Source organism: Singulisphaera chitinilytica, assembly GCF_049331405.1.
Taxonomy (GTDB): domain Bacteria; phylum Planctomycetota; class Planctomycetia; order Isosphaerales; family Isosphaeraceae; genus PoT.
Genome location: NZ_CP186274.1, coordinates 7,884,470 through 7,904,901, shown reverse-complemented (window position 1 = coordinate 7,904,901; position 20,432 = coordinate 7,884,470). Strand labels below are relative to the sequence as shown.

Annotated in this window: 18 protein-coding genes; 12 read left to right on the top strand and 6 right to left on the bottom strand. The window is 60.7% G+C overall.

Annotation, left to right across the window (positions count from 1 at the left end):
• Positions 1-18: 18 nt before the first annotated feature.
• Entirely contained in the window at positions 19-1,377 is a 1,359-nt protein-coding gene (locus ACOYYX_RS30765; protein ID WP_422926517.1) for a hypothetical protein, read from the bottom strand.
• Positions 1,378-1,479: 102 nt separating this feature from the next.
• A complete protein-coding gene (locus tag ACOYYX_RS30760; protein WP_422926516.1) occupies positions 1,480-2,280 on the bottom strand; it encodes a 3-keto-disaccharide hydrolase in 801 nt (266 codons plus the stop codon).
• A 204-nt stretch (positions 2,281-2,484) separates the two neighbouring features.
• Between ACOYYX_RS30760 and ACOYYX_RS30755 the strand changes: the two genes are divergently transcribed.
• The 5 genes from ACOYYX_RS30755 to trpA all read left to right on the top strand — a co-directional run bounded on the left by ACOYYX_RS30755 (position 2,485) and on the right by trpA (position 6,948).
• Positions 2,485-3,201 carry an ISAs1 family transposase gene (locus ACOYYX_RS30755; protein ID WP_422926515.1) on the top strand — a complete coding sequence of 239 codons (717 nt, stop codon included), beginning with the start codon at positions 2,485-2,487 and terminating at the stop codon, positions 3,199-3,201.
• A gap of 22 nt (positions 3,202-3,223) precedes the next feature.
• Positions 3,224-3,655 carry an ISAs1 family transposase gene (locus ACOYYX_RS30750; protein ID WP_422922865.1) on the top strand — a complete coding sequence of 144 codons (432 nt, stop codon included), beginning with the start codon at positions 3,224-3,226 and terminating at the stop codon, positions 3,653-3,655.
• Positions 3,656-3,950: 295 nt separating this feature from the next.
• Positions 3,951-4,397, top strand: coding sequence for a hypothetical protein (locus tag ACOYYX_RS30745; protein WP_422926514.1), 447 nt, complete (start codon positions 3,951-3,953; stop codon positions 4,395-4,397).
• Positions 4,398-4,701: 304 nt separating this feature from the next.
• Complete coding sequence (trpB, locus tag ACOYYX_RS30740) at positions 4,702-5,925, top strand: tryptophan synthase subunit beta (protein WP_422926513.1); 1,224 nt, start codon at positions 4,702-4,704, stop codon at positions 5,923-5,925.
• Positions 5,926-6,126: 201 nt separating this feature from the next.
• Entirely contained in the window at positions 6,127-6,948 is an 822-nt protein-coding gene (gene trpA, locus ACOYYX_RS30735; RefSeq protein WP_422926512.1) for a tryptophan synthase subunit alpha, read from the top strand.
• A 104-nt stretch (positions 6,949-7,052) separates the two neighbouring features.
• Here trpA and ACOYYX_RS30730 read toward each other — a convergent pair whose 3' ends face one another.
• Positions 7,053-8,438, bottom strand: coding sequence for an MBL fold metallo-hydrolase RNA specificity domain-containing protein (locus ACOYYX_RS30730; RefSeq protein ID WP_422926511.1), 1,386 nt, complete (start codon positions 8,436-8,438; stop codon positions 7,053-7,055).
• Between the two features lie 245 nt (positions 8,439-8,683).
• On the opposite strand from ACOYYX_RS30730, the gene ACOYYX_RS30725 reads away from it, so the two are divergent.
• From ACOYYX_RS30725 to asnB, 6 genes are all read left to right on the top strand, one after another.
• Positions 8,684-9,217, top strand: coding sequence for a hypothetical protein (locus ACOYYX_RS30725; RefSeq protein WP_422926510.1), 534 nt, complete (start codon positions 8,684-8,686; stop codon positions 9,215-9,217).
• Between the two features lie 343 nt (positions 9,218-9,560).
• On the top strand, positions 9,561-10,391 hold the full coding sequence (locus tag ACOYYX_RS30720) for an Ldh family oxidoreductase (protein ID WP_422926509.1): 831 nt from the start codon (positions 9,561-9,563) through the stop codon (positions 10,389-10,391).
• A 42-nt stretch (positions 10,392-10,433) separates the two neighbouring features.
• Positions 10,434-11,225 (top strand): rhomboid family intramembrane serine protease, encoded by a 792-nt coding sequence (locus ACOYYX_RS30715; protein ID WP_422926508.1) that lies wholly within the window; start codon positions 10,434-10,436, stop codon positions 11,223-11,225.
• A 203-nt stretch (positions 11,226-11,428) separates the two neighbouring features.
• Positions 11,429-11,623, top strand: coding sequence for a hypothetical protein (locus ACOYYX_RS30710; protein WP_422926507.1), 195 nt, complete (start codon positions 11,429-11,431; stop codon positions 11,621-11,623).
• Positions 11,624-11,654: 31 nt separating this feature from the next.
• A protein-coding gene (locus tag ACOYYX_RS30705; RefSeq protein WP_422926310.1) for an IS3 family transposase occupies positions 11,655-12,777 on the top strand; the annotation gives its coding sequence in 2 pieces (ribosomal slippage) (positions 11,655-11,935 and positions 11,934-12,777; 1,125 coding nt in all).
• Positions 12,778-12,794: 17 nt separating this feature from the next.
• Positions 12,795-14,687, top strand: coding sequence for an asparagine synthase (glutamine-hydrolyzing) (asnB, locus tag ACOYYX_RS30700; RefSeq protein WP_422931687.1), 1,893 nt, complete (start codon positions 12,795-12,797; stop codon positions 14,685-14,687).
• 73 nt (positions 14,688-14,760) lie between these two features.
• Here asnB and ACOYYX_RS30695 read toward each other — a convergent pair whose 3' ends face one another.
• From ACOYYX_RS30695 to ACOYYX_RS30685, 3 genes are all read right to left on the bottom strand, one after another.
• Positions 14,761-15,354, bottom strand: coding sequence for a hypothetical protein (locus ACOYYX_RS30695; RefSeq protein ID WP_422926506.1), 594 nt, complete (start codon positions 15,352-15,354; stop codon positions 14,761-14,763).
• A gap of 392 nt (positions 15,355-15,746) precedes the next feature.
• Positions 15,747-17,396, bottom strand: coding sequence for a choice-of-anchor E domain-containing protein (locus tag ACOYYX_RS30690; RefSeq protein WP_422926505.1), 1,650 nt, complete (start codon positions 17,394-17,396; stop codon positions 15,747-15,749).
• A gap of 450 nt (positions 17,397-17,846) precedes the next feature.
• A complete protein-coding gene (locus ACOYYX_RS30685) occupies positions 17,847-18,641 on the bottom strand; it encodes a choice-of-anchor E domain-containing protein (RefSeq protein ID WP_422926504.1) in 795 nt (264 codons plus the stop codon).
• 969 nt (positions 18,642-19,610) lie between these two features.
• Here ACOYYX_RS30685 and ACOYYX_RS30680 point away from each other — a divergent pair.
• Positions 19,611-20,237, top strand: coding sequence for an MlaE family ABC transporter permease (locus tag ACOYYX_RS30680; RefSeq protein ID WP_422931686.1), 627 nt, complete (start codon positions 19,611-19,613; stop codon positions 20,235-20,237).
• The last annotated feature ends 195 nt before the right edge of the window (positions 20,238-20,432 follow it).

Below are 20,432 nucleotides of genomic sequence, written 5' to 3'. Positions count from 1 at the left end.
GCGAGCGGCCTGATCGGGTCAGAGTGTTTTCAAGTATTCGATCAGGTCGCTCCGCTCGTCGTCGGTCAGTTTGTCGCCATAGGTGTGGCCGCCATTACCGAGTCCGAAACGCGACGTGTCGTAGGTCGAACGCGACTCGACGAACGACTGCGGTTTTTCCGAGGGAGCTGAGTCGTCGATGACCTCGACCTTCCAGCCGACCTCCCGCTGATCGAAGTGGGCGAAGTCGGTATTGGCGGCCCGTTTGAACTTTTTGGGACGCAGGCTCGATTGGAGGAGTGCCTTCAAGGTTGGGATCGAGCCATTGTGAAGGAATGGGGCCGTCGCCCAGAGACCATCGAGGGGCGGGGCCTGATAGCCTACCATCGTCTCATCGGAGGGATGATCGGCGGCGAACCAGGTCGTATTGTAGTGGGCGACCAGGCGGTCGGAGAGTCCGAGGGCTCGGGCAGGGTCGGTGCCGACCACTTTCAACTCGATAATCTTGTTGGGGTACTTGCCATCCGGGCCGTACGTACCGTGGCATTTGACGCAATTCTTCGCGAAGACCTGCTCGCCACGTCCTGACTTCGCCGCGTCGATTGAAAATGGGTACTTCGGCGGCTTGAGACTCTTGAGATACGCCTGGATGTCCCGGAAGGTCGGCTCGAGTTCCTGAAACTGCTTGAGAGTCTTCTCACCCATCAGAAACTGCATGTTGGTCCGGACCGAGCGCGCATCGGTTCGGCCGTCGTAATACATGGTCGACTTGCGACCGAGCCGCCACCACGGCGGCGTATCCATCTCGGGCAGTCGAGCCCCGAGTAAGAGCGGGAAGGCGCGGAAGGATAGGTCGGGATTCCGTAAGGCGAGCAGCACGGCGGAGATCATCCCGGCGTTGACGGGGCCTCGCACGCTATTCAGCACGAACAGGCTGGGCGGCAGGCGTCTCCCCTCGGCCTGGGTCATTTCTTGCAGGAGCGAGGTCAGGTCCAGCGTCGAATTCCCGATGCCGACATAACTTGTGCCGCCGATCGAGCCGCCGTGGCAGACCATGCAGTCGATCTGGATCCCCGTCTTCGAGCCGTCGGGCCCGTTCCCTCGTCGCAGGCCCATGGGGAGGCCGTCGTTGGGATAGGGGGCGGGGTGAAGGCCGTAGCGTCGACTGAAAACCTCGGCGTATCCGGCGTCGGAGAGGTCGGCAGGGACCTTCTCGTTACCCCAGAGCCGGCTCACGTTCCGATACGTCGAGTCTTTCCAGGCCGGCTTGAGGTAACCCTGCAAGGTCAAGGCGATCCGGCCGCGTTCGGCGGCAGCGGCGTCGTCTTCGCCTGCTAACGTGCTCGACGTGAGACACCAGGCCAGGACGATAGAGACGGATGCGATGCGATGGATCATGGGGCGGCCTCCCGAACCTCCCTACGTTATCACGCGTTCAGGCTCGTCCTACCATCGTAGAGGACGAAGAGAGGTTCGGGAAAGGCCGAATCGGCTCGAGCTTTATCGGGTCGCCTGTTTGAACCCGGACGAGGCAGCACCGCGGTCATCGGCCTTGGCGGCTGACTTGCGGGGCAGCGGCTTGATCTTGATGTTGCGGAACTGCACGAGGCTGGGCGGGCCGGTGTACTTGCCGTCTCGGAAGCCGCCATGGTGCTGGAGCGAGAGCGGGCCCTTTTCCGGGATCCCCGGGAGCTGGGCGTCCTCGATGACCGTGACGCCGTTCAGGACCACCGTCAAGCGGTCGCCCACGAGCTTGATCTCGAAGTCATTCCACTCCCCGACGGGCTTGTCGGCCTGGGTCTTCGGGGTCACGCCTTTTCGGACGGCCGGCGGCAGCTTTGCGTCCATCCGGTAGCCGTAGACTTCGCCCGAGCCGATGGGCCAACACCACATGTTGACCTGGCTCTTACCTTTCACGTCGCGGAGGTAGACCCCCGAGTCGCTATCGGGCAGGGCGAGGGTCAGCGGCTTCCCATCCACGCCCCTGGCATGCGTGCCGTCGGGGAGGACGTAAGGAATGCGGGGGTTCGTGTAGGGGGTCTCTTTGAGGCGCCACTCGATCTTGAGGATGAAATCCTCGTATTCCTTCTTGCTGACGAGGTTCTTGTTGCCCTTCGCCTCGCTCTTGGCGTCGTAGTCGATGACGCCCTCGAGGATCTTCCAGTGGCCGTTGTCTCCCTCGGGGATGATCCATTCGGAGAGATCCTTGCCGTCGAAGAGAGTCACGAACCCCTCGTCGTCGGCCGCATGGGCCGTCGAGGCCAGGCACAGGGTCAGGACGCATAAGACGCGTGCGAACATCGGTGGGAACTCCGTCGCTTTTTGGAGGTGAATCGATGCTTGTTCAATAGATCATGAACGATCGAGTTCGGAGGCGCCAGGCTAACTTGCCCGTCGAGCCCCGTCAACGAACGGCCGGATTGGAGCAGGGCTATTGACGGATTCATTGTGGGGAGGTTAGAGAAGCGTCTTCGGCTTAGAACGACCCCTTTCGAGATCCTTGGCATGGACGCACCCTCAAATCTCGGCTTGCTCCATTTCCTCGATGAGGTCCTCGACCCTCGCAGTCGACACGGCCGCCAGCATCCCCTATCGGCCGTCCTCGCCTTGGCCTGCTGCGCCATCATGTGTGGCTCCCGCAGTTATGCCGCCATCGGCCAATGGGCCCACGACCAGGACATCGCGTTCATGCATCGCCTCGGATTCACTAGGCGTCCTCCCAAGTCCGGCGGCATTCGCAAGGTCCTCATGGCCCTCTCGCCGGCCGCACTGGAGGCGGCCTTGACCCGCTGGGCCGAGGCCCTGCTCGGCCAAATCCCCGCGGAGGACGAAGGCCTCCTTGCCCCCTTCGCCCTGGACGGTAAGTCGGTTCGCGGCAGCTTCGATGGCCTGAACAAAGCCGTTCATCTGCTCTCGCTGGTCGCCCACCGATCCGGGCTGACCGTGGCCCAGGCCAAGGTGCCCGACGGCGCCAAGGACAAGACGAATGAACATAAGGCCGCCCTCCAGCTCCTCTCGGGGTTGGTCCTCGAGGGCCGTCTCATCACCGGCGATGCCATCTTCTGTCAACGCGACCTGAGCCGTCAGATCGTCGACAGCGGCGGCCATTACCTCTGGGTGGTCAAGGACAATCAGCCCGCACTCCCGGCCGACATCCGAGCGGCCTTCGCCCCGGGAGCCGTAGAGGCTCTTTCCCCCCCGGCAGCGGCGCCTCTGGCTTGAGGCCATCGACACAGCGACCACCTTGGAGAAAGGACATGGCCGCACCGAGCGTCGCACGTCGACGGCCACGACGGCCCTGAACGGCTATCTGGACTGGCCCGGAGTGGGCCAGGTCGGCCGAATCGACTCGGTCGTGCTGCGCGACGGCAAGCGCACCACGGAGACCCGCCACTTCATCACCAGCGTGCCGCGTTCGATGGCCGGTGCCGAGGAACTCCTGCGCTGGTCGCGCGGCCATTGGACCATCGAGAACCGCTCGCACCATGTGCGAGACGTGAGCCTGGGAGAAGATGCCAGCCGGATTCGCAAAGGCTTCGGCCCCGAGGTCTTTGCGGCGTTACGGAACCTGGCCCTCGGCTTGATACGATCGACGGGGAGCACCAACATCGCCGGGGCGATGCGAAGGAATGCCAGCCGCATCAGCGATCTCTTCGCCACGCTGGGCATCTTCTAACTGTGATTAGCCGTGCGGATTGGAGGAACCGAAGAGTAAGGAGCGTCCTATCCTTTAGGACATTTTGACGATTGTGATGAATTTGCGGACCCGTGATCGGTGTGTTTGCGGGCTGTACGCATGAAACCGAGCCCTTGATGCCTGAACAGGATGTAAATTTGCGCTCTTTGTACGCTAGTCCATCGACACGCGATGGCGTAACCGATATAATCGAGAGGAGATGCAGCGAATTAGTGATCGGGCCGACAGTGGCTCATCCATCAAATCCATCGGGTCGATTCGGCGGGAGGTAGGCATGGGACCAGCCGAGATCGTGGTGAGTCTCAAGGAGCTTTGCGAGACGCACGGACCGCGTCTGACGACCGAAGAGATCGTGGACTGGATCGACCGCAACAGCGGTTATGAATCCGACGCCGAATTGATTGCGTACGCCAAGAAGATGAAAGCGCGTCAATACGCGAGGATGCTCGACTACGAGGATGAGGAGACCGGCATCCGCATCAAGCGGCTCTGGAGCTTCTACGACGCCGAGTTGGGCCGTCGCTACTACGCCGACATCCTCCAGATGCCCGACGATCGCCGTCGCCACCTCGTTCGCCAGTACGCCCACTTCCTCGAGCAACTCCGCTCCGTCCGTAAGGCCATGTCCGACTACTTCGCTGGCCAGCAATTCTTTGACTTTTACATGGCGTCCGAGGAGCCGGAGCTTGTCACCACGAAGTCGCGATCGCGGTCTCGCTGAATCTAGGTGCCGCGACATTTGAGACATACGAGTGTCAGTTATCACGGGGAGTAAGGGAAAATCGATTTCCTTGCTCCCGTTTTTATTGTGCCGTTTCTCGCCGGCTGCAAGGCGAGGAATGCCGGTTCATACCGAATCCCGGCTTCAGCCCTCCATCTATCTCCAGCACCTGTTGTAACGACCTCCGAAGATCAGGCCTCGGCACGAGAGCGGGGCTTGACCAGGCATCGGTCCTGTCGGGACAATGGGCGTCTTGCTTTCAGTGCATCGTTATTGATCGTCGAAGCTCAGGAAAGTCGAGCCCATGGCCGCAACGACCGAACCGAAACCGTCAACCGCAGCTTTGCCCGATGCCTTCGGGCGGTTTGGGATGTTCGGAGGACGGTTCGTTCCCGAAACGCTGATGGATGCGTTGAGTCAGCTCACCGAGGAGTATGAGCGGGCCAAGGCGGACCCCGAATTCCAGGCGCAGCTCCAGGACTACCTCACCAACTACGTCGGCCGGCCCTCGCCGCTCTTCCATGCCGAGCGCATCAGCGCGAAGCTTGGTGGTGCCGCCATCTACCTGAAACGCGAGGACCTGAACCACACCGGGGCCCACAAGATCAACAACGCCCTGGGGCAGGTCCTGATCGCCAAGCGTATGGGGAAGACTCGCGTGATCGCCGAGACCGGCGCGGGGCAGCACGGCGTCGCGACCGCGACGGCCTGTGCCCTCACCGGCCTCGAATGCACGGTCTACATGGGCGAGGAGGATATTCGTCGCCAGAAGCTCAACGTCTTCAACATGCGGACCCTAGGCGCCACGGTGGTCCCCGTCGGCACCGGCACGCGGACCCTCCGCGACGCGACAAACGAGGCCATGCGGGACTGGATGGGATCTTCGGCGAAGACCCACTACACCATCGGCAGCGTCGTTGGGCCGCACCCGTTCCCGATGATCGTCCGCGACTTCCAGGCCGTCATCGGACGCGAGACGAGGGAGCAGTGCCTCGCCCGCATCGGCCGGCTCCCCGACGCCGTCGTGGCCTGCGTCGGGGGTGGCTCCAACGCCGCCGGCATGTTCGCCCCACTGATCGACGACACGTCCATCGAGCTGGTCGGGGCCGAGGCCGGGGGGCATGGACCCGAACTCGGCAGGCACGCCTCGAGCCTGACGCAGGGTAAGCCAGGCGTCCTCCACGGCAGCCTCAGTTACGTGCTCCAGGATGACGACGGCCAGACCTGCGACGTCCATTCCATCTCGGCCGGCCTCGACTATCCGGGCGTAGGGCCAGAGCACAGCTACTGGAAGGACACCGGCCGCGTCCGTTACGAAAGCGTCCGCGATGACGAGGCCCTCGCCGCCTATCAGACCCTTGCCAAGTATGAGGGCATCCTGCCCGCTCTTGAGTCGAGCCATGCGGTGGCGCAGGCCCTGAAGGAAGCGCCTCGAATGGGGGCCGATAAGGTCGTCGTCGTCTGCCTGTCGGGCCGCGGCGACAAGGATGCTTACGAGGTCGCCCGACTTCGCGGCGAGCCGATCTGAGCGAGCCTTGCCGTCGTGACGGAGCCGATGGAGGTCGCCAGTTTTCGGCCTTCCACTCGAGCTGGTGGACGGAGCCGTTTCGAATGACGACCGTCGATCGCCGCGTGTGATCGACGGTCGATTGACAGCGTCGTCATCGCATGACCCCGGCCGCGAGGGGTCGTCCCTGCCGCTTTTCAAGACCCAACGACCGAGTCTTCCATGAATCGCATTGATGTCCTCTTCAACCGGCTCCGCAGCGAAGGCCGACGCGCCCTGATGCCGTTCATCACCGCGGGCGATCCCGACCTTCCCACGACGGCGGCTCTCATCACCGAGCTGGTCGCGCGGGGCGCCCACATGGTCGAAGTCGGGATCCCGTACTCCGACCCAATCGCCGACGGGCCGGTCATCGCCGAGAGTTACCACCGAGCCTTGACCAAGGGCATCAAGCTCTCGCACATCTTCCAGACGATTCGAACGCTTCGCGCCGAGACTGCGACGGGTACGCTGACGGTGGCCCCGCTCGTGACGATGGTCTCCTACTCGATCATCCACAAGCAGGGCGTCGACCGGTATCTGAGAGACGCGGTGACAGCCGGGATCGACGGCCTGATCGTACCGGATCTACCCGTCGAGGAGTCGGAAAGCCTCTGCCGCAAGGCCACCGCCTTCGACCTGCGCCTGATCCAGCTCATCACCCCGACCACGCCTCGGACGCGAGCCGTCCAGATTGCCAGATCGACGACGGGCTTCGTCTACTATGTCTCTGTCGCAGGCATCACGGGCGAGCGGAAGAGTATTCCGCCGGAACTCGCTGAGAACGTCGCCTGGCTCCGCACCCAGACCGATCTCCCGATCTGCATCGGCTTCGGCATCAGCTCGGCGGATCATGTGAAGGAACTCGCCCCGGTCGCCGATGGCCTGATCGTGGGCAGCGCAATCGTCAGGCGCCTGGCCGATGCGGAAAACCGTCATCGGACCGAGATCGTCAAGGAAATCGGAGACTTCGTGGCCGAACTTACGAACGGCCTGAAGACCTGAACCGCGGCCACTCGCCAGGCCTACAAATAATCAGGGCTCGCCGTCATGTTCATGGATGACGGCGAGCCCTTTTCCTTCTGATCGCCTTTGCTGGCTCACCTCGATCAGACCTCGTAGGTCGTGAGCCGATCCGGGATCTGGACCGGGTTGATGACGTGCTTCTGGAGCACCGGGGCGAGGGCCTCGAGGCTGTCGGGCTCGCCGTGGACGAGGAAGCCATGCTCGATGCCGCCGCCGGTCTGCTCGTACCACCAGGCGAGGTCGTTGCGGTCCGCGTGCCCCGAGAAGCCGTCGAGGACGTAGACGGCCGCGTTGAGGTCATGCCACTGGTCCATGATCTGGACCCGTTCGACCCCTTCCGCCAGTTGTCGGCCCAGGGTCCCCTCAGCCTGGTAGCTGACGATGACGATCGCATTGTCCGGGTCGTCGACGACGTGGCGGAGGTGATGACGGATACGGCCGGCCTCGCACATGCCCGACGAGGCGATGATGACCATGGGCCCGTGCAGGTAGTTCAGGCGGCGGGAGTCATCCCATGACGCGCAGAATTCGACGTATTTGGATCCGAAATACATCGGATCCTTGTCCATGAGTCGCTGTGCCGTCTCGGTGTATGACTCGGGGTGGTCGCGATGGATCTCGGTGAGCCGCAAGGCCAGGGGGCTGTCCACGTAGATCGGGATCGGACGGACCTTGTGAAGCGCGAAGAGTTCCTGGAGGCAGTAGACCATGCGCTGGGTCCGGCCCAAACTGAACGCAGGGATGACCACCTTGCTGTGGAGTCGGGTCGCCCGCGCGACGATGGCGTGGAGTTGCTTGATGAGCTTGTCGTACGAGTCGAGCTCGCGATTGCCGTACGTCGACTCCGAGACGAGAATGTCGATATCTTTAATTACGGTCGGATCCGGTAAGAGCTCCATGTTCCTGCGGCCCAGGTCGCCGGTGAAGACGAAGCGCCGCTTCCTGGAGTCCTCTTCATAATCGAGCTGGATGATCGCCGAGCCCAGGATGTGGCCGGCATCGAAGTACGTCAGCTCGACTCCCGGGAGGATTTCGACCGGCGTCTTGTAGGACTGGCGGACAAGGCGCTCGACGACCCACTCGACGTCGGTCAGTTCGAAGAGAGGCTCGACGGCCTCGACATTCATATGTTTTGTAGACGCGTTCCTGAGATCATCCCTCTGGATGCGGGCGCTGTCGCGGAGCATCACATTGAGGATGTCGGCCGAGGCCTTGGTGGCGTAGATCGGCCCACGATAGCCCGAACGGACGAGGCGGGGCAGACGCCCGATGTGGTCGTTGTGCGCGTGCGAGACGATGACCGCGTCGAGGGAGCGGGGGTCGAACGTGAACTGGCGATTGGGACTCTCGGGGTCGATCCGGTTCGAATCGAAGAGGCCGCAATCGAGCAAGATCTTGTGCGGGCCGATCTCGAGGAGATGGGCCGTACCGGTCACTTGCCGGGCCGCCCCGTGAAACGTGATGCGCAAACGACCATCCTCCCGACGATTCCGCAGCGTTGGATTCTGAAAGAACGAGCGGACTCGAGCTTCGTCTCTGTTATGTCTCTGGGACTTATGATGCCACGAACGGGGGTCCGGTTCAAGCTCCCTCGACCGCGCCGAGAACTCGCGTTGAAATTTCCTTGAATTCGGCGTAAATGTTGCTCTCAGGAAAAGACGTTCGTTTTGGTAGTCTCTTCTACGTGTCCGAGCAGGGTGAGGAGCGCCCCGTGATGACGCGCGAGATACCGGATTCGCATGCACTTCACCGCCTCTTCCGAGGCATCACCGAATACACGTTCATGAATGAACTTGGTATCGGTGACCCCAACCTCGTAGGGTACGTCGCGGATCTCCTGGTCCGGTTCGTCCCCGCCCAGACCATCTGGCGGCTTCGCAATGCGCGAGGCGAGCGGCTCACCGAAGTCACCGCCATGGTCGCCGAAGCCGAGGCGTCCACCGATGCCTCAAGGCGCTACGAATGTCACCGTCACGTCGGGGACTTTACCCTCTTCTGGACCGGCATCTATCCCGACGCCCTCGATCAACTTAGGGCCTCAACGTCCGCCGATCATCTCGTGGATTTTCAGGCTCAGGGGAAACGTTCGTACCGACTCGCGAGCGAGCTCGACGGGGAGGAGAAGAAACGTCCCATACTCCGCCGCCTGAGTGACGAATTCGAGCTCTACGCCTTCGGGCTGTCATGCATCCGTAAGGAATGGGAACGACCTGACCCGCAGCTAGCTCCGCGAGGCTTGGTGGCCTGATACCGCCAAGTCGTTCACGGCTTTACCTCAACATGTACCTCATTTTGACCACAGGAACGCCGAGGTCAGGATTCAAATCCTGACCTCGGCGTTCCTTGTATTAGCCTGACGAACTGAACAAGAGCCCCGTAGATCATCGACGAGGCCTTTTGCACTCCCTTCCACAAAAACCTCCCGCGCTTTCACCCAATCGAGAGACCTTCATTACAACTAGCTAGATCATCGCATCTCGGCTCCTTTGCACAGCGGTGCGACCTCGATTACAGTGTTGATGAATGCAAAGTGAGGCGAAGGTGCGGATTCGCCTCGACACCGTTCGTCAACGCGAGAGGCCGTTACCGGCGTGAGCGAAGCCAAACGATATCGACTCGAGGACCTGCGACGCTTCGCCGTGGCGTTGGCTTCAGCGGCCGGATTTCCCACGTCCCGGGCCTCCCAACTCGTCGGGCATCTGCTCTGGTTTGATGCGGCGGGTGCCCCGAATTTCGGCATTGAGTCCTTGCCCGATTGGCTCGACCGACTCCAGCGCGGAGAATTCGACCCCTCGAGCGTGGGCTTTGTGACGAGTGAAACTCTCGGCACGGTCGTCCTCGAAGGCCGATCCGGAGCACCTCCGATCGTCCTGGCTCGGGCCGGTGAACTTGCGATCGAGAAGGCGAGGGATGCAGGGATCGGCCTCGTAAGAGCCAGCCATCTCGCCCCGACCGGACCCGCCGCAGCCATCGTCTCCGGCATGGCGAGCGGCCCCACCGCGGCCTTCGCATTCGGTCCGGACGGGCAGTATGCCCTGGCGATCCCGGCCGAGGAGGGGCCGCCGGCTGTCTTCGACTCGACGCTCGCTGCGGACGGCGAATCTAGCCGGTCGCGGAGGACGAACCGGTCGGCCAAGACCATCACCCCGGTCGCACTGAAGCCCTGGATGGCGGCCCTCGTTCCAGACGGCGACTGGATGATCCTCGCGCTTCGAGTCGACTCGATCGAGCCGCTTTCCAGCTTCGTCGAGCGGGTCGGCGCAATGATGGACTTCGCCACGCCGGCGGTGGGCCAACTCATCCCATCCGTCAGCGAAGATCGACGCCAGATGATCCGCGAACAGGGGATGACGCTCTCGACCTCGACCCGGGGCTCGTTGGTCGAGTGGGCTCGTCGGCTCAAGGTTGACGCGACCCTTTGACGCGCTTCTCCACACCTACCGACAGACGCAAGGAACCGCGAAATGGTCATCCCGCTCGGCGACCTCGAGAAGACGCGGATCGTCCCGTTCGCGACGTACGCGCTGATCGCCATCAACGTGGTCATGTACTTGTATGAAGTCGACCGAGGGATGACCTTCCAGACCTCGTACGCCGCCACCCCCTACGAGATCAGCCACAACGTCGACCTCGCGGAACCGTTTGATCTGGTGATCAAACGTTGGGAGATGGACCCCGCGGGGCCTAACCGAGTTGGTGCGGAGCAAGAGACGATCAACCAGGGTCCGGTCCCATTCCCCGTCTGGTTCACGATCATCACGGCGATGTTCCTGCACGGGAGCCCGCTACACCTCGCGGGGAACATGCTCTATCTTTGGATCTTCGGCGACAATGTGGAGGAGGTCCTTGGTCGGGCTCGCTACATCCTCGTTTACCTGTCGTGCGGTGTCATCGGGACGCTCCTCCAGATCGCGGCGAACCCCGACTCGATGATCCCGACGCTCGGAGCCTCGGGTGCGATTGCCGGGGTCATGGGGGCGTATCTGATCTGGTTCCCGCACAATCGCGTGAGGGTCCTGGTTTTTCGAATCATCGCCCAGATGCCCGCCGTGTTCGTCATAGGCGGTTGGATCATTCTGCAGATCTGGCAGGGAGTCGGCTCGGTCGGCCGCCTAGGAAACTCGGGGGGGGTGGCCTATCTCGCCCATGTTGGAGGTGCCTTAACCGGAATTTTTGTTGCCTTCCTATTCCACGATCGCGCCCGCCGATTGCAGGCCGAGCACGACGCCCAAGACGGTTGGATCTACCAGTCGTAACGTTTGCGAAAGCAAGGAAATACGTTCACAGATTAGCTGAAGTTGAGCTGCTCGACCAAAGTCAATTCCTTGATCCGAACGGATTTGCGCGCCGCCTGACGATGCCCGCCCCCGCCGACTCCGGTAAGAAACGTCGTTTATACTAGACGTACCTACAGAGACACTCGACTCCGGACGTGTGCCAAGGCCACGTTATGGGGTGGGTGATCGAGATTGGCACCTGGGAGCGGGCGAAGATGTGCGGAATTGCCGGCGCAATGGATCTGGTGGGTCGTCGCGAGTTTCCTGCCGAGCGACTCCTGGCGATGACGCGAGCGATCGCCCATCGCGGGCCGGATGACGAAGCCGTTCACATCGAGCCGGGTATGGTGGACCCCGAAAACTGGACCATCTGTTAAGCTACTCAGACGGGTCTGAGGAGGAGGACGGATGGCGAGGAAGCGGCAAGTCCACACGGCGGCGTTCAAGGCTCAAGTCGCCCTGGCGGCCCTCAAGGGAGACCGCACGATCAACGAGTTGGCCGGCCACTATGGCGTCCATCCCACATCGATCCATGGCTGGAAGAAGCAGCTCATCAGCAGTGCCGAGGAGGTCTTCGGGAGTCCGGCCAAGGCGGCCTCGGCTGACGCCGAGGCACGCCAGGCCGAACTCTTCGAACAGATCGGGCGCCTCAAGATGGAACTCGAGTGGCTGAAAAAAGTCGCCCCATTCAGTTGAGGACCGAAGGCCCTTGATCGAGCCGGATCATCCCCGGTTGAGCGTGCGCCGCCAGTGCGAGTTGCTGGGGCTGAGCCGATCGAGCCTCTACTACCGACCTGCGGGTGAGTCGCCCGAGGACCTGCGCCTGATGCGGTTGATCGACGAGCAATATACGGCATGCCCGTTCTACGGCAGCCGCAAGATGACCGCCTGGCTGGAACAACGAGGTGAGGAGGTCAATCGGAAGCGAGTACAGCGCCTGATGCGGAAGATGGGCCTGGAAGCGATCTATGCCAAGCCCAGGCTGAGTCAGGCCGGGAGAGGCCATAAGATCTACCCTTATCTCTTGCGAGGTGTCAAAGCCCGGCGAGCGGACCACGTGTGGAGCACGGACATCACTTATGTGCCGATGAGTGGAGGGTTCATGTACCTGGCGGCGGTGATCGACTGGTACAGCCGGTACGTGATCGGCTGGCGGCTGTCGAACACGCTGGACGGCTCCTTCTGCCTGGAGATGTTGGAAGATGCCTTGAGGTCGGGGAAGCCCGAGGTGTTCAACACGGACCAAGGGGTCCAGTTCACGGCCGAGGCGTTCACCGGGAGGCTTGAGGCGGCCGGGATAGCCGTGAGCATGGATGGACGCGGCAGGGCATTGGATAACGTGTTCGTCGAACGGCTCTGGAGGACCGTGAAATACGAAGATATTTACATCCAAGGCTACGAGACGGTGCCGGAGCTGCAGCGAGGGTTGAGGCGATACTTCGGCTTCTATAACGAGGATCGGCTCCACGAATCCCTGGGGTACCGGACTCCAGGGACGGTCTACCGAGCGGACAGAGCCACGACGGCCTGATTGGACAGTAGCGAAGGATCGCCGTTTTTTGGTCTAGACAATGGGGTCCACCTCAGGGAGTCGCACTCGGGGCCCGCCGCTTATCGATCGTCGACCTCGTCGGGGGCCGGCAGCCGATCTCGAACGAGCGCGGGAATGTCTGGGTCGCCTTCAACGGCGAGCTCTTCGAGTATCCCGAGCTCCGAGAGCAACTCCTGACCAATGGCCACGAGTTGGCCACGCGCTGTGATACGGAAGTCTGGGTCCACCTCTACGAGGATCGCGGTGAGGGGATGTTCGCCGAGACTCGTGGCCAGTTTGCCGTCTCGCTCTGGGATCGGGACAACGAGACCCTCATCCTCGGTCGCGACCGGGTCGGTATCTGTCCGCTCTACTACGCCGAGCACGACGGCTGGCTCGTCTGGTGCTCGGAGATCAAGGGCCTGCTTGCGTCGGGGCTCATTGATGCGACGCCAGACCTCAAAGGTATCGACCACTTCTTCCACTTCTTCGCCGCGGGGACAACTCGGACGATGTTCGCGGGGATCAAGTCGATCCCGCCGGGACATTACCTCAAAGTCAATCAAGGTCGGGTCGAACGCCGCAAGTACTGGGATCTCGACTTCCCCGACGCCGGCGACGAGCGTCGCCTGAAGGATCCCGCCCTGCTCGTCGAGGAACTCGAATCCTTGTTGAAGCAGTCGGTCCGGCGTCGACTCCGTGGCGACGTCCCTGTCGTCAGCTACATCAGCGGTGGGCTCGACTCCACGATGGTGCTCGGCCTGAGTTCGAGCGTCCGGGGGGCCGCGGTCCCATCGTTCACGATCGGGCTCGACAAGGCGGGACCCGACGAACGCACCCAGTCGCGGGAGTCGGCCGACGCGCTCGGCTCGCCCCTCACGACCGTGACGATGAACCGTTCCGACATCGCCGCGGCCTATCCCGAACTAGTGATGGCCGCCGAAGGGCCCGTGCTCGACACCTCGTGCGCCTGCCTCTTGAGGCTCGCCTCGGCCGTCCACGGTCAAGGATATAAGGTCGTCTTGACCGGAGAAGGTTCCGACGAGGCCCTTGCCGGCTACGTTTGGTTCAAGGCCCAGAAGGTGCGGAACGCCTATGCCCGTCATTTCGGGCTCGGCGTTCCCAAGCTCTTGCGACGCTTGATGCTCCGATCCGTCGGAGGCGACCGGAACTTCTGGCCGTCGAGGACCCCGATCGGCGGAGCCCGGACCGCGCAGCAGGACCTATACGACGTGCTCGGGCAGAGCCGCTTCCACTTCTACTCGGGCGGCATGTGGGACCGGGTCGCCGGCCATTCGGCCTACGATGACCTCGACATCACGAACGAGAATTTCGGCCGCTGGGATCCCTTAAACCAGTCTTTATACGTTGGCTACAAGGTGATGCTTGCGGGCATGCTGCTTCTGTCGAAGGGGGATCGTATCGCCATGAATTCGTCGGTCGAGACGAGGTATCCCTTCCTCGACGACGACGTGATCAACTTTTGCGCGGGAATAGACCCGAGCTACAAGCTCCGCGGCATGACGGACAAATGGCTCCTGCGCCAGGTGGCCGCTCGGACTTTGCCGAAGCAGATCGCCAACCGGCCCAAGACGATGTTCCGCGCCAGCCTCTCGAATACGTTCCTCGAGCCGGCCGCCCCGAGTTGGGTCGGTCAACTCCTCAGCCCCGAGTCGCTCCGCGCCGGCGGTTTCTTCGACCCGGAGCTCGTGGCGCGAGCCCGTGCCCATCGCAATTGGATGCCTCGCATCAACGCGAAGCAACTCGGCCTCGACATGAACCTCACCAGCGTCGTGGCCACGCAACTCTGGTATCACATCTTCTGTGGTGGGGGCCTTTGCGATTTGCCGACATGGACGGCTCCCGTCGTTTCGTCGGACGATGTCGAGCGCATCATGTGCGTCCGATGAACATGATTCGAATGGACGAAATTCATCATCGAGCCGAGTAGGTCAAACGTCGACAGAAAATCATCCGACTCGGTCACGCGGGGATTTCTTCCGGCGTGATCGAGTCAGTCATTTTATAGACCAGTTCGTTTTCCGGGTTCGAACGCCGGCTGCGACGAATTAGCAGAATCCCGAATGACTCGAGAATGGTCCACCACGCAATGCCGTAGATCGCATAGTTCCAGTCCGGGTTCGTCGCCATGAGCAGGCCCGTGAAATACATGAACACGGCTGGAACGAAGAACCAGGGGGAGATCAGGTAGGCAGTCGTCGCGAAACCGAAGGTGCTCAGCGTGGTCCACACCGACTTGAACCAGTCGAGAGTGAAGCCCGTCAGGGTGTTGAGAGAGGCGACGTTGAAGGAGAGGATCAGGAAGGTCGCCCAAACGCGAACCAGAATGCCCACGAATGGAGAACTTCGATACCACCCGGCTCCAGCGATCTTTCGAATGACCCAGAGGTTGGCCCCGAACTCCAGGGCCCACAGCGCTGGGAACAATGTCTTACTTCGATTCCCATGGGAGTAGAACACCTGGGAAATCGAGAAGACGGCCAGGTGGATCCAGCCGAGTGAGAGGAAAATCGTAGCCCAACGATCCCGGAGCATGACTCGAACGAAGTCGGCCACGAGCTCCGATTTCCATTGGTTCAGAGACGGCCGCCGTTCGACTGAGTTCTTTAAGGGCTTCATCGCATCCCCCCGGGTGAACGATCAACTCCCTCTTATCGGCAAGGCAATTCCTTTGTCTCCAACCTGACCCCGTATTCGCAAACCCATTGTCTAGAGTCTCCCTCCAACAAACCTCCTCATTGTAATATTTTGCCTGCGTGATCCAGGAGGGTCATACGACGGCGCGAATGGATGCCACGAATCGATCCGTGCATGCATCTCAGGTGATACGATCAATGCTCATGTGAGTTCGACGTGTCCTGAGCCACGAAAAATACCCGCCCCGGTTCATAGAACCGGGGCGGGTATCATCTGATCGGGATGACTTCGCTAACCTTGGAGGAAACGAATCAATAAAGGTGACGGTGGGCCGCCAGAATCAAAGCTCGCCGAGCCTGTAGGCGCTGGGCGGGCGTCAGGTTGGCCGTCACGGTCCCGGGATCGACTGCTCGAGGATTCGCGATTGCGTTATTACGTGCAGCCAGGTTGTTCACAACCTGACGTGCTCGGGCATTGTTTGCCAGACCGTACCGGGCGATCGGAGCATGGGCGACGCGAGCCACTCCTCGTGCGCTCGCGATCGCCTGATAGTTGGAGGCGAGATGCCCGTTCTGAACCGGCACGAACTGACCGCGGTGATTCGTGAACCCCGCGAGACTCTCCTTACCGCCGAAGGGGACTACGACCGTGGTGCACCCATTGGCGCAGGGCAGGTTCACCGATAGGTCAAAATGATAGTGGACGTTGATGTTCCGTGACGGGATCAAGGTCACCGAATTCGTCGTTGCGTCGTAAATCGCCTGCTTGATCGGGATGTACTGGCCCGCCGACGAGAAGACGTAATAGTTCGCCGGGTTGCTCACCTTGGAGGTGTCCACCGTCCCGGAGAACGTCAGAACGAGCTGCGTCTGCTGCTGATGGATCCCGTACCGCACGAGCGACTCAACCGTCGGGCACACCTCGGCCGGAGGGGGGGGCGGAGGAGGGGGGGGCGGAGGAGGGGGGGGCGGAGGAGGCGGCGGCGGCGGAGGGGGGGGCGGAGGAGGCGGAGGCGGTGGGGTTGGGGTCAGTTTAGCGAAGTCGTTGTTCGGCAGGTCCTGGTCCGTGACCGTGATCGCCAGGGTTTGAGGACTGCCCGGGTTATTGAAGACGACCCCGTTCTCTGACGCCTTGCCGTCCGTGACGTTCGGCACGAGTGGCGTCTGGACCAGATAGTACTGGCCAGCCTGGATGCATTCCTTCGGAATGTATGTATATGTGATCGTCGCCGAGGCAAGGGCGGCGGTGACGGCCGACGTTGCCAGGTTTCCGTTCGGAGCCGACGCCACGCCGGAACCTGTCGCGGAGAACGTCGGAGTAATGGTCGTCCGTCCGGCACCTGATGTGAAGAAGGCCAAGGTCGCCGCGTCGGTGAAAGTCGTCGCGCTAGGGGCGTCTGTCTTTGACAGTACGAACGGAGGTATTTGGTTTCCGTCAGGGTTGTTAGGGTCGTAAGGACCCGAAGTCACCGGTCCCTGCGAGACCGACAAGGAACCCGTTGCGGACTGGAATAATCCATTGAGCTCGTAAGTGCCGTTCAGGGTTGCAGTAATGTCGGCCGACGAGTTCTGGCTCAGGTTTTGTGCGGTCACCGTGCTGTTGAACGTCACCGAGTGGGAGACGGTGACGCTCGTCAGGGTGCCGAGCGACGGGTCGAAGAGATTGACCGCAGGCGATAGGGCCTTGTCGGTAAAGTTCGTCAGAGTGCTGGGCACGCTGACGGTCTGGACCGAGGTGGTCGTCTGCTCCGACGATGAGGCCAGGTTCTGGAACTCGTAAAAACCGTTGGCGTCGGTCTTCGTCGTGGCGATGACGTTGTGGTTGGCATCCTGAAGCACAACGGTCGCGTTTGGGATAACCAACTCGCCCGTGTTGAGGAGCCCATTATTTGTGAGCGCTGGGTTCGAATTCTCGTCGAGGAAGACATATCCGCTGATGACTGGGCAGCCGACGCTCAGCATGAGACGGAATTCGAGCGACTCGACGTTGGGAAGATTCTTCCGGCTTGTCGGCCGTCGCCGGGGGCGGCGAGACGTGACTCTGGGAGGATGTGCCTCAGCAGTCGACGCTGGATCACTCATGTATGATGCCTCTTCTCAACGGTGGGTCGTGATCGAAGCCTGCAAATCTCACGCTGCCCTACTAACGAGCCTCACGATTCCGTCGTCGAGTTGTACGGCGAGGTATGTCGCAAAACTCCTCTAAGCGATCGGCAAACGCCCATTCCACCTCGCCACATGAGACATCAAGCAGTTATGCTTCTTTCACTACCTTGTTAGACCGATGACTAAAATGAAAACAATCAGTTTATTGATTCTTGAACGTTAAAAGATGAAGCTTGCTCTTATACTAGCTATGAAACGTCGGCCAAAGCATATATCCCTGCTGTAGCAAACGCGTACCTCAGGGGTTCAGTTCTGGCTACGACGGCTCCTGCGATGGCACAAGAGCACGAGACCACCACCCAGACCCATGAGGATCACGCTCGAAGGCTCCGGTACCACCACTGGGGCGTAGGTGTAAGAGATCTCAATCGTGATGCCTGCATAAGTAAGAACGCGTGAGCCATAGTTGCCGTTGGTATTCGTGACCATCGAGGCGGAGGTCGCGGAGGCCGGCAATTCGATCGTGCCTGCGCCGGCGAATAACGCTAAAAGGGTCGGGTCTGTGATCGTCTTACTGACCGTGCCCGTAATTTTATTGCTGTCTTGATTATCCGGCTTCAAGTAATAGGGCGACGTCGGTGGCAAGTCCGTCGAGAAAGTCTGCGCCGTCCCATTAGGGTCGAAGGTCTTGGTATATGTGAGGACCGGAGCCTGAGCTTGAACCAGGGTCGTTGTTCCGCCGCTGTTCGGTAGGCTGAGGTCGATCGTCGTACCTTGCAAGGTCGATGAACCGGTCTTTTCGAACCCCGACGTGACCTGAAGCGTCGAGGCGGTGCTGAAGGTGATCGAGGTCGACTGAGTGATGGAATAACTCATCGTCAGATTGACCGACTGCAGAGTTCCCAAGCTCGTGTCGAACTTGTTGAACACCATTGGATTGGTGCCTTGCAGACTCGGCGTCGAACTTGACCAGTTCGTCTGCGTGGTATTGGGAATCGAGGCGCTCTGGACACCGGTCACATCGGCGATCGCGACATTGATGCCCAGGAACAAGCACAATCCGAGGGCAACCGTTCCTCCACAGAGTGAACGCCCAGTCATGGAACCTCTCCTCAGACAGTATACTCGAACAAAAAGTCCAAGGTAGACTGCGCAAAATTTTCCAACTGAAAACTCTAGGTAAGCGAGGAGCTTCTTCGGCCTAACACGATCAACCCGCGAACTTTGCGGTTAATTCGGCATGTTCGGACCGGGAAGCAATCGCGATGCCGCAAGTTGCTGAGAACGCGAAACGTCATTCTTTGGTAAGATTTTCAGCATGTGCTCTCGAAACTCTGGGCATTTTTCCCCTCGAATCCGGTCTCGACGAATTTTCCTGAATCCCGTCCGAATCGACACTTCAACGAGTGCCGCTTCCAGAATTTGGTTTCTGTTTCGGAAGAGACTAATTCGATTCGTTGATCTTATCCCTAAGTCCATGCATGACAATTCCGATCGATCCCACGCCTTCGGAATCGGTTCGTACGTTCTGAAAAAACAACACGCCTTGCCAAGCCCCAAATAAATTGACTTGCGTGAGATGCCGACAGCGAAGATCACAGCGGCCCAGAATGTCCCGGGCCTTTTATTTACCGAGCTCAAGAACGTTGTCTAATTAGACATGATTGTTATGGACTTTCAAAAATTTCTTTGACAGTTAGTGTGGTAGCTCGATGCCCAAGCCTAAGACCCTAGGAAACGAGATTCGACAAAGGCTAGGTCGAAGCAGTCGTTGAATTCTCTGAGTCTTTCGCCTGCAAATTAATGGCTTGAGAGGATCCTGGGCTTCGAATGGACGAAGCTGAAGATTTTGGTATCCGGGGCGAAGCACCTCACAAGTCCGTCGCGAGTTAGCCGTTTGGAGACGAATGTCTGATGCTGACGGGATTGTCGGATCGTTTGGAGCAACTGGGTCGATTTGCCGACTTTAGCGTCCGTGCTCTCGCGGCACTTCCTGGTTGCTTCCTGCGCAATAGATTGGAACTCGTTCGGCAGTTCGAGCGAGTCGCCTGGGGAAGCCTGTCGATCGTGATGGTTGCAGGGGCGAGCGTGGGGATGGTGACCTGGCTTCAGACCCGGAGGCTCTTAGTCACTTATGGGGTGGAGGCGACGCTCCCAAGTATCCTCTCGGTGGCGGTGCTCGTGGAGACGGGTCCGATGCTCGCCGGCCTTCTCGTCGCGGGACGGCTCGGCGCGGGGCTGGCCGCCGAGCTGGGATCGATGGTCCTGACTGAGGAGATCGACGCGAGATCGGTCCTGGGCGCGTCGCCTATCCAATCCTTGGTTGCACCTCGAGTCCTCGCGTGCGTCCTCGCCTTGCCTCTATTAACGGTGGTGATCGATGCTTCCGCGATTGTTGGAGGCATGTCTTGTGAGCTGCTTGCTGGCTCCCTGTCGGCCCCGGTTTTCTGGAGCAAATCCCTGATATTTCTCAGGATGTCGGACGTGATCCCGGCGACGTTGAAGACGGCCGTATTCGGAGCACTGATCGGCCTCGTCGGCTGCTGGACCGGGTTGAATTCTCATCGATCGACCGAGGCCGTGGGACGCGAGGCGACTCGGGGCGTGGTCCGCTCGATGCTGGTCGTCTTCGCCTCGAACGTTTTCCTCGTTCCATGGATCCAGCATCTAGCAAGTGCCCTGAACTGGTCGAAGTGACCAGGTCGGGCGAGGGGGACTTCGCGAAAGGGATAACTCGTGGCTAGAATCAGTTACGGATTTTCGCCGAGAATCCGCCTACTCGTTGTCAGTATGCCAGTAGGAACGAGGAACGATGAGCGAATCGAGATTCGGCCATCTTCCGCGCGATGTTTGTCGGTAAATAAGTGGTGCGATAGGGACGTTGGAGTTGTT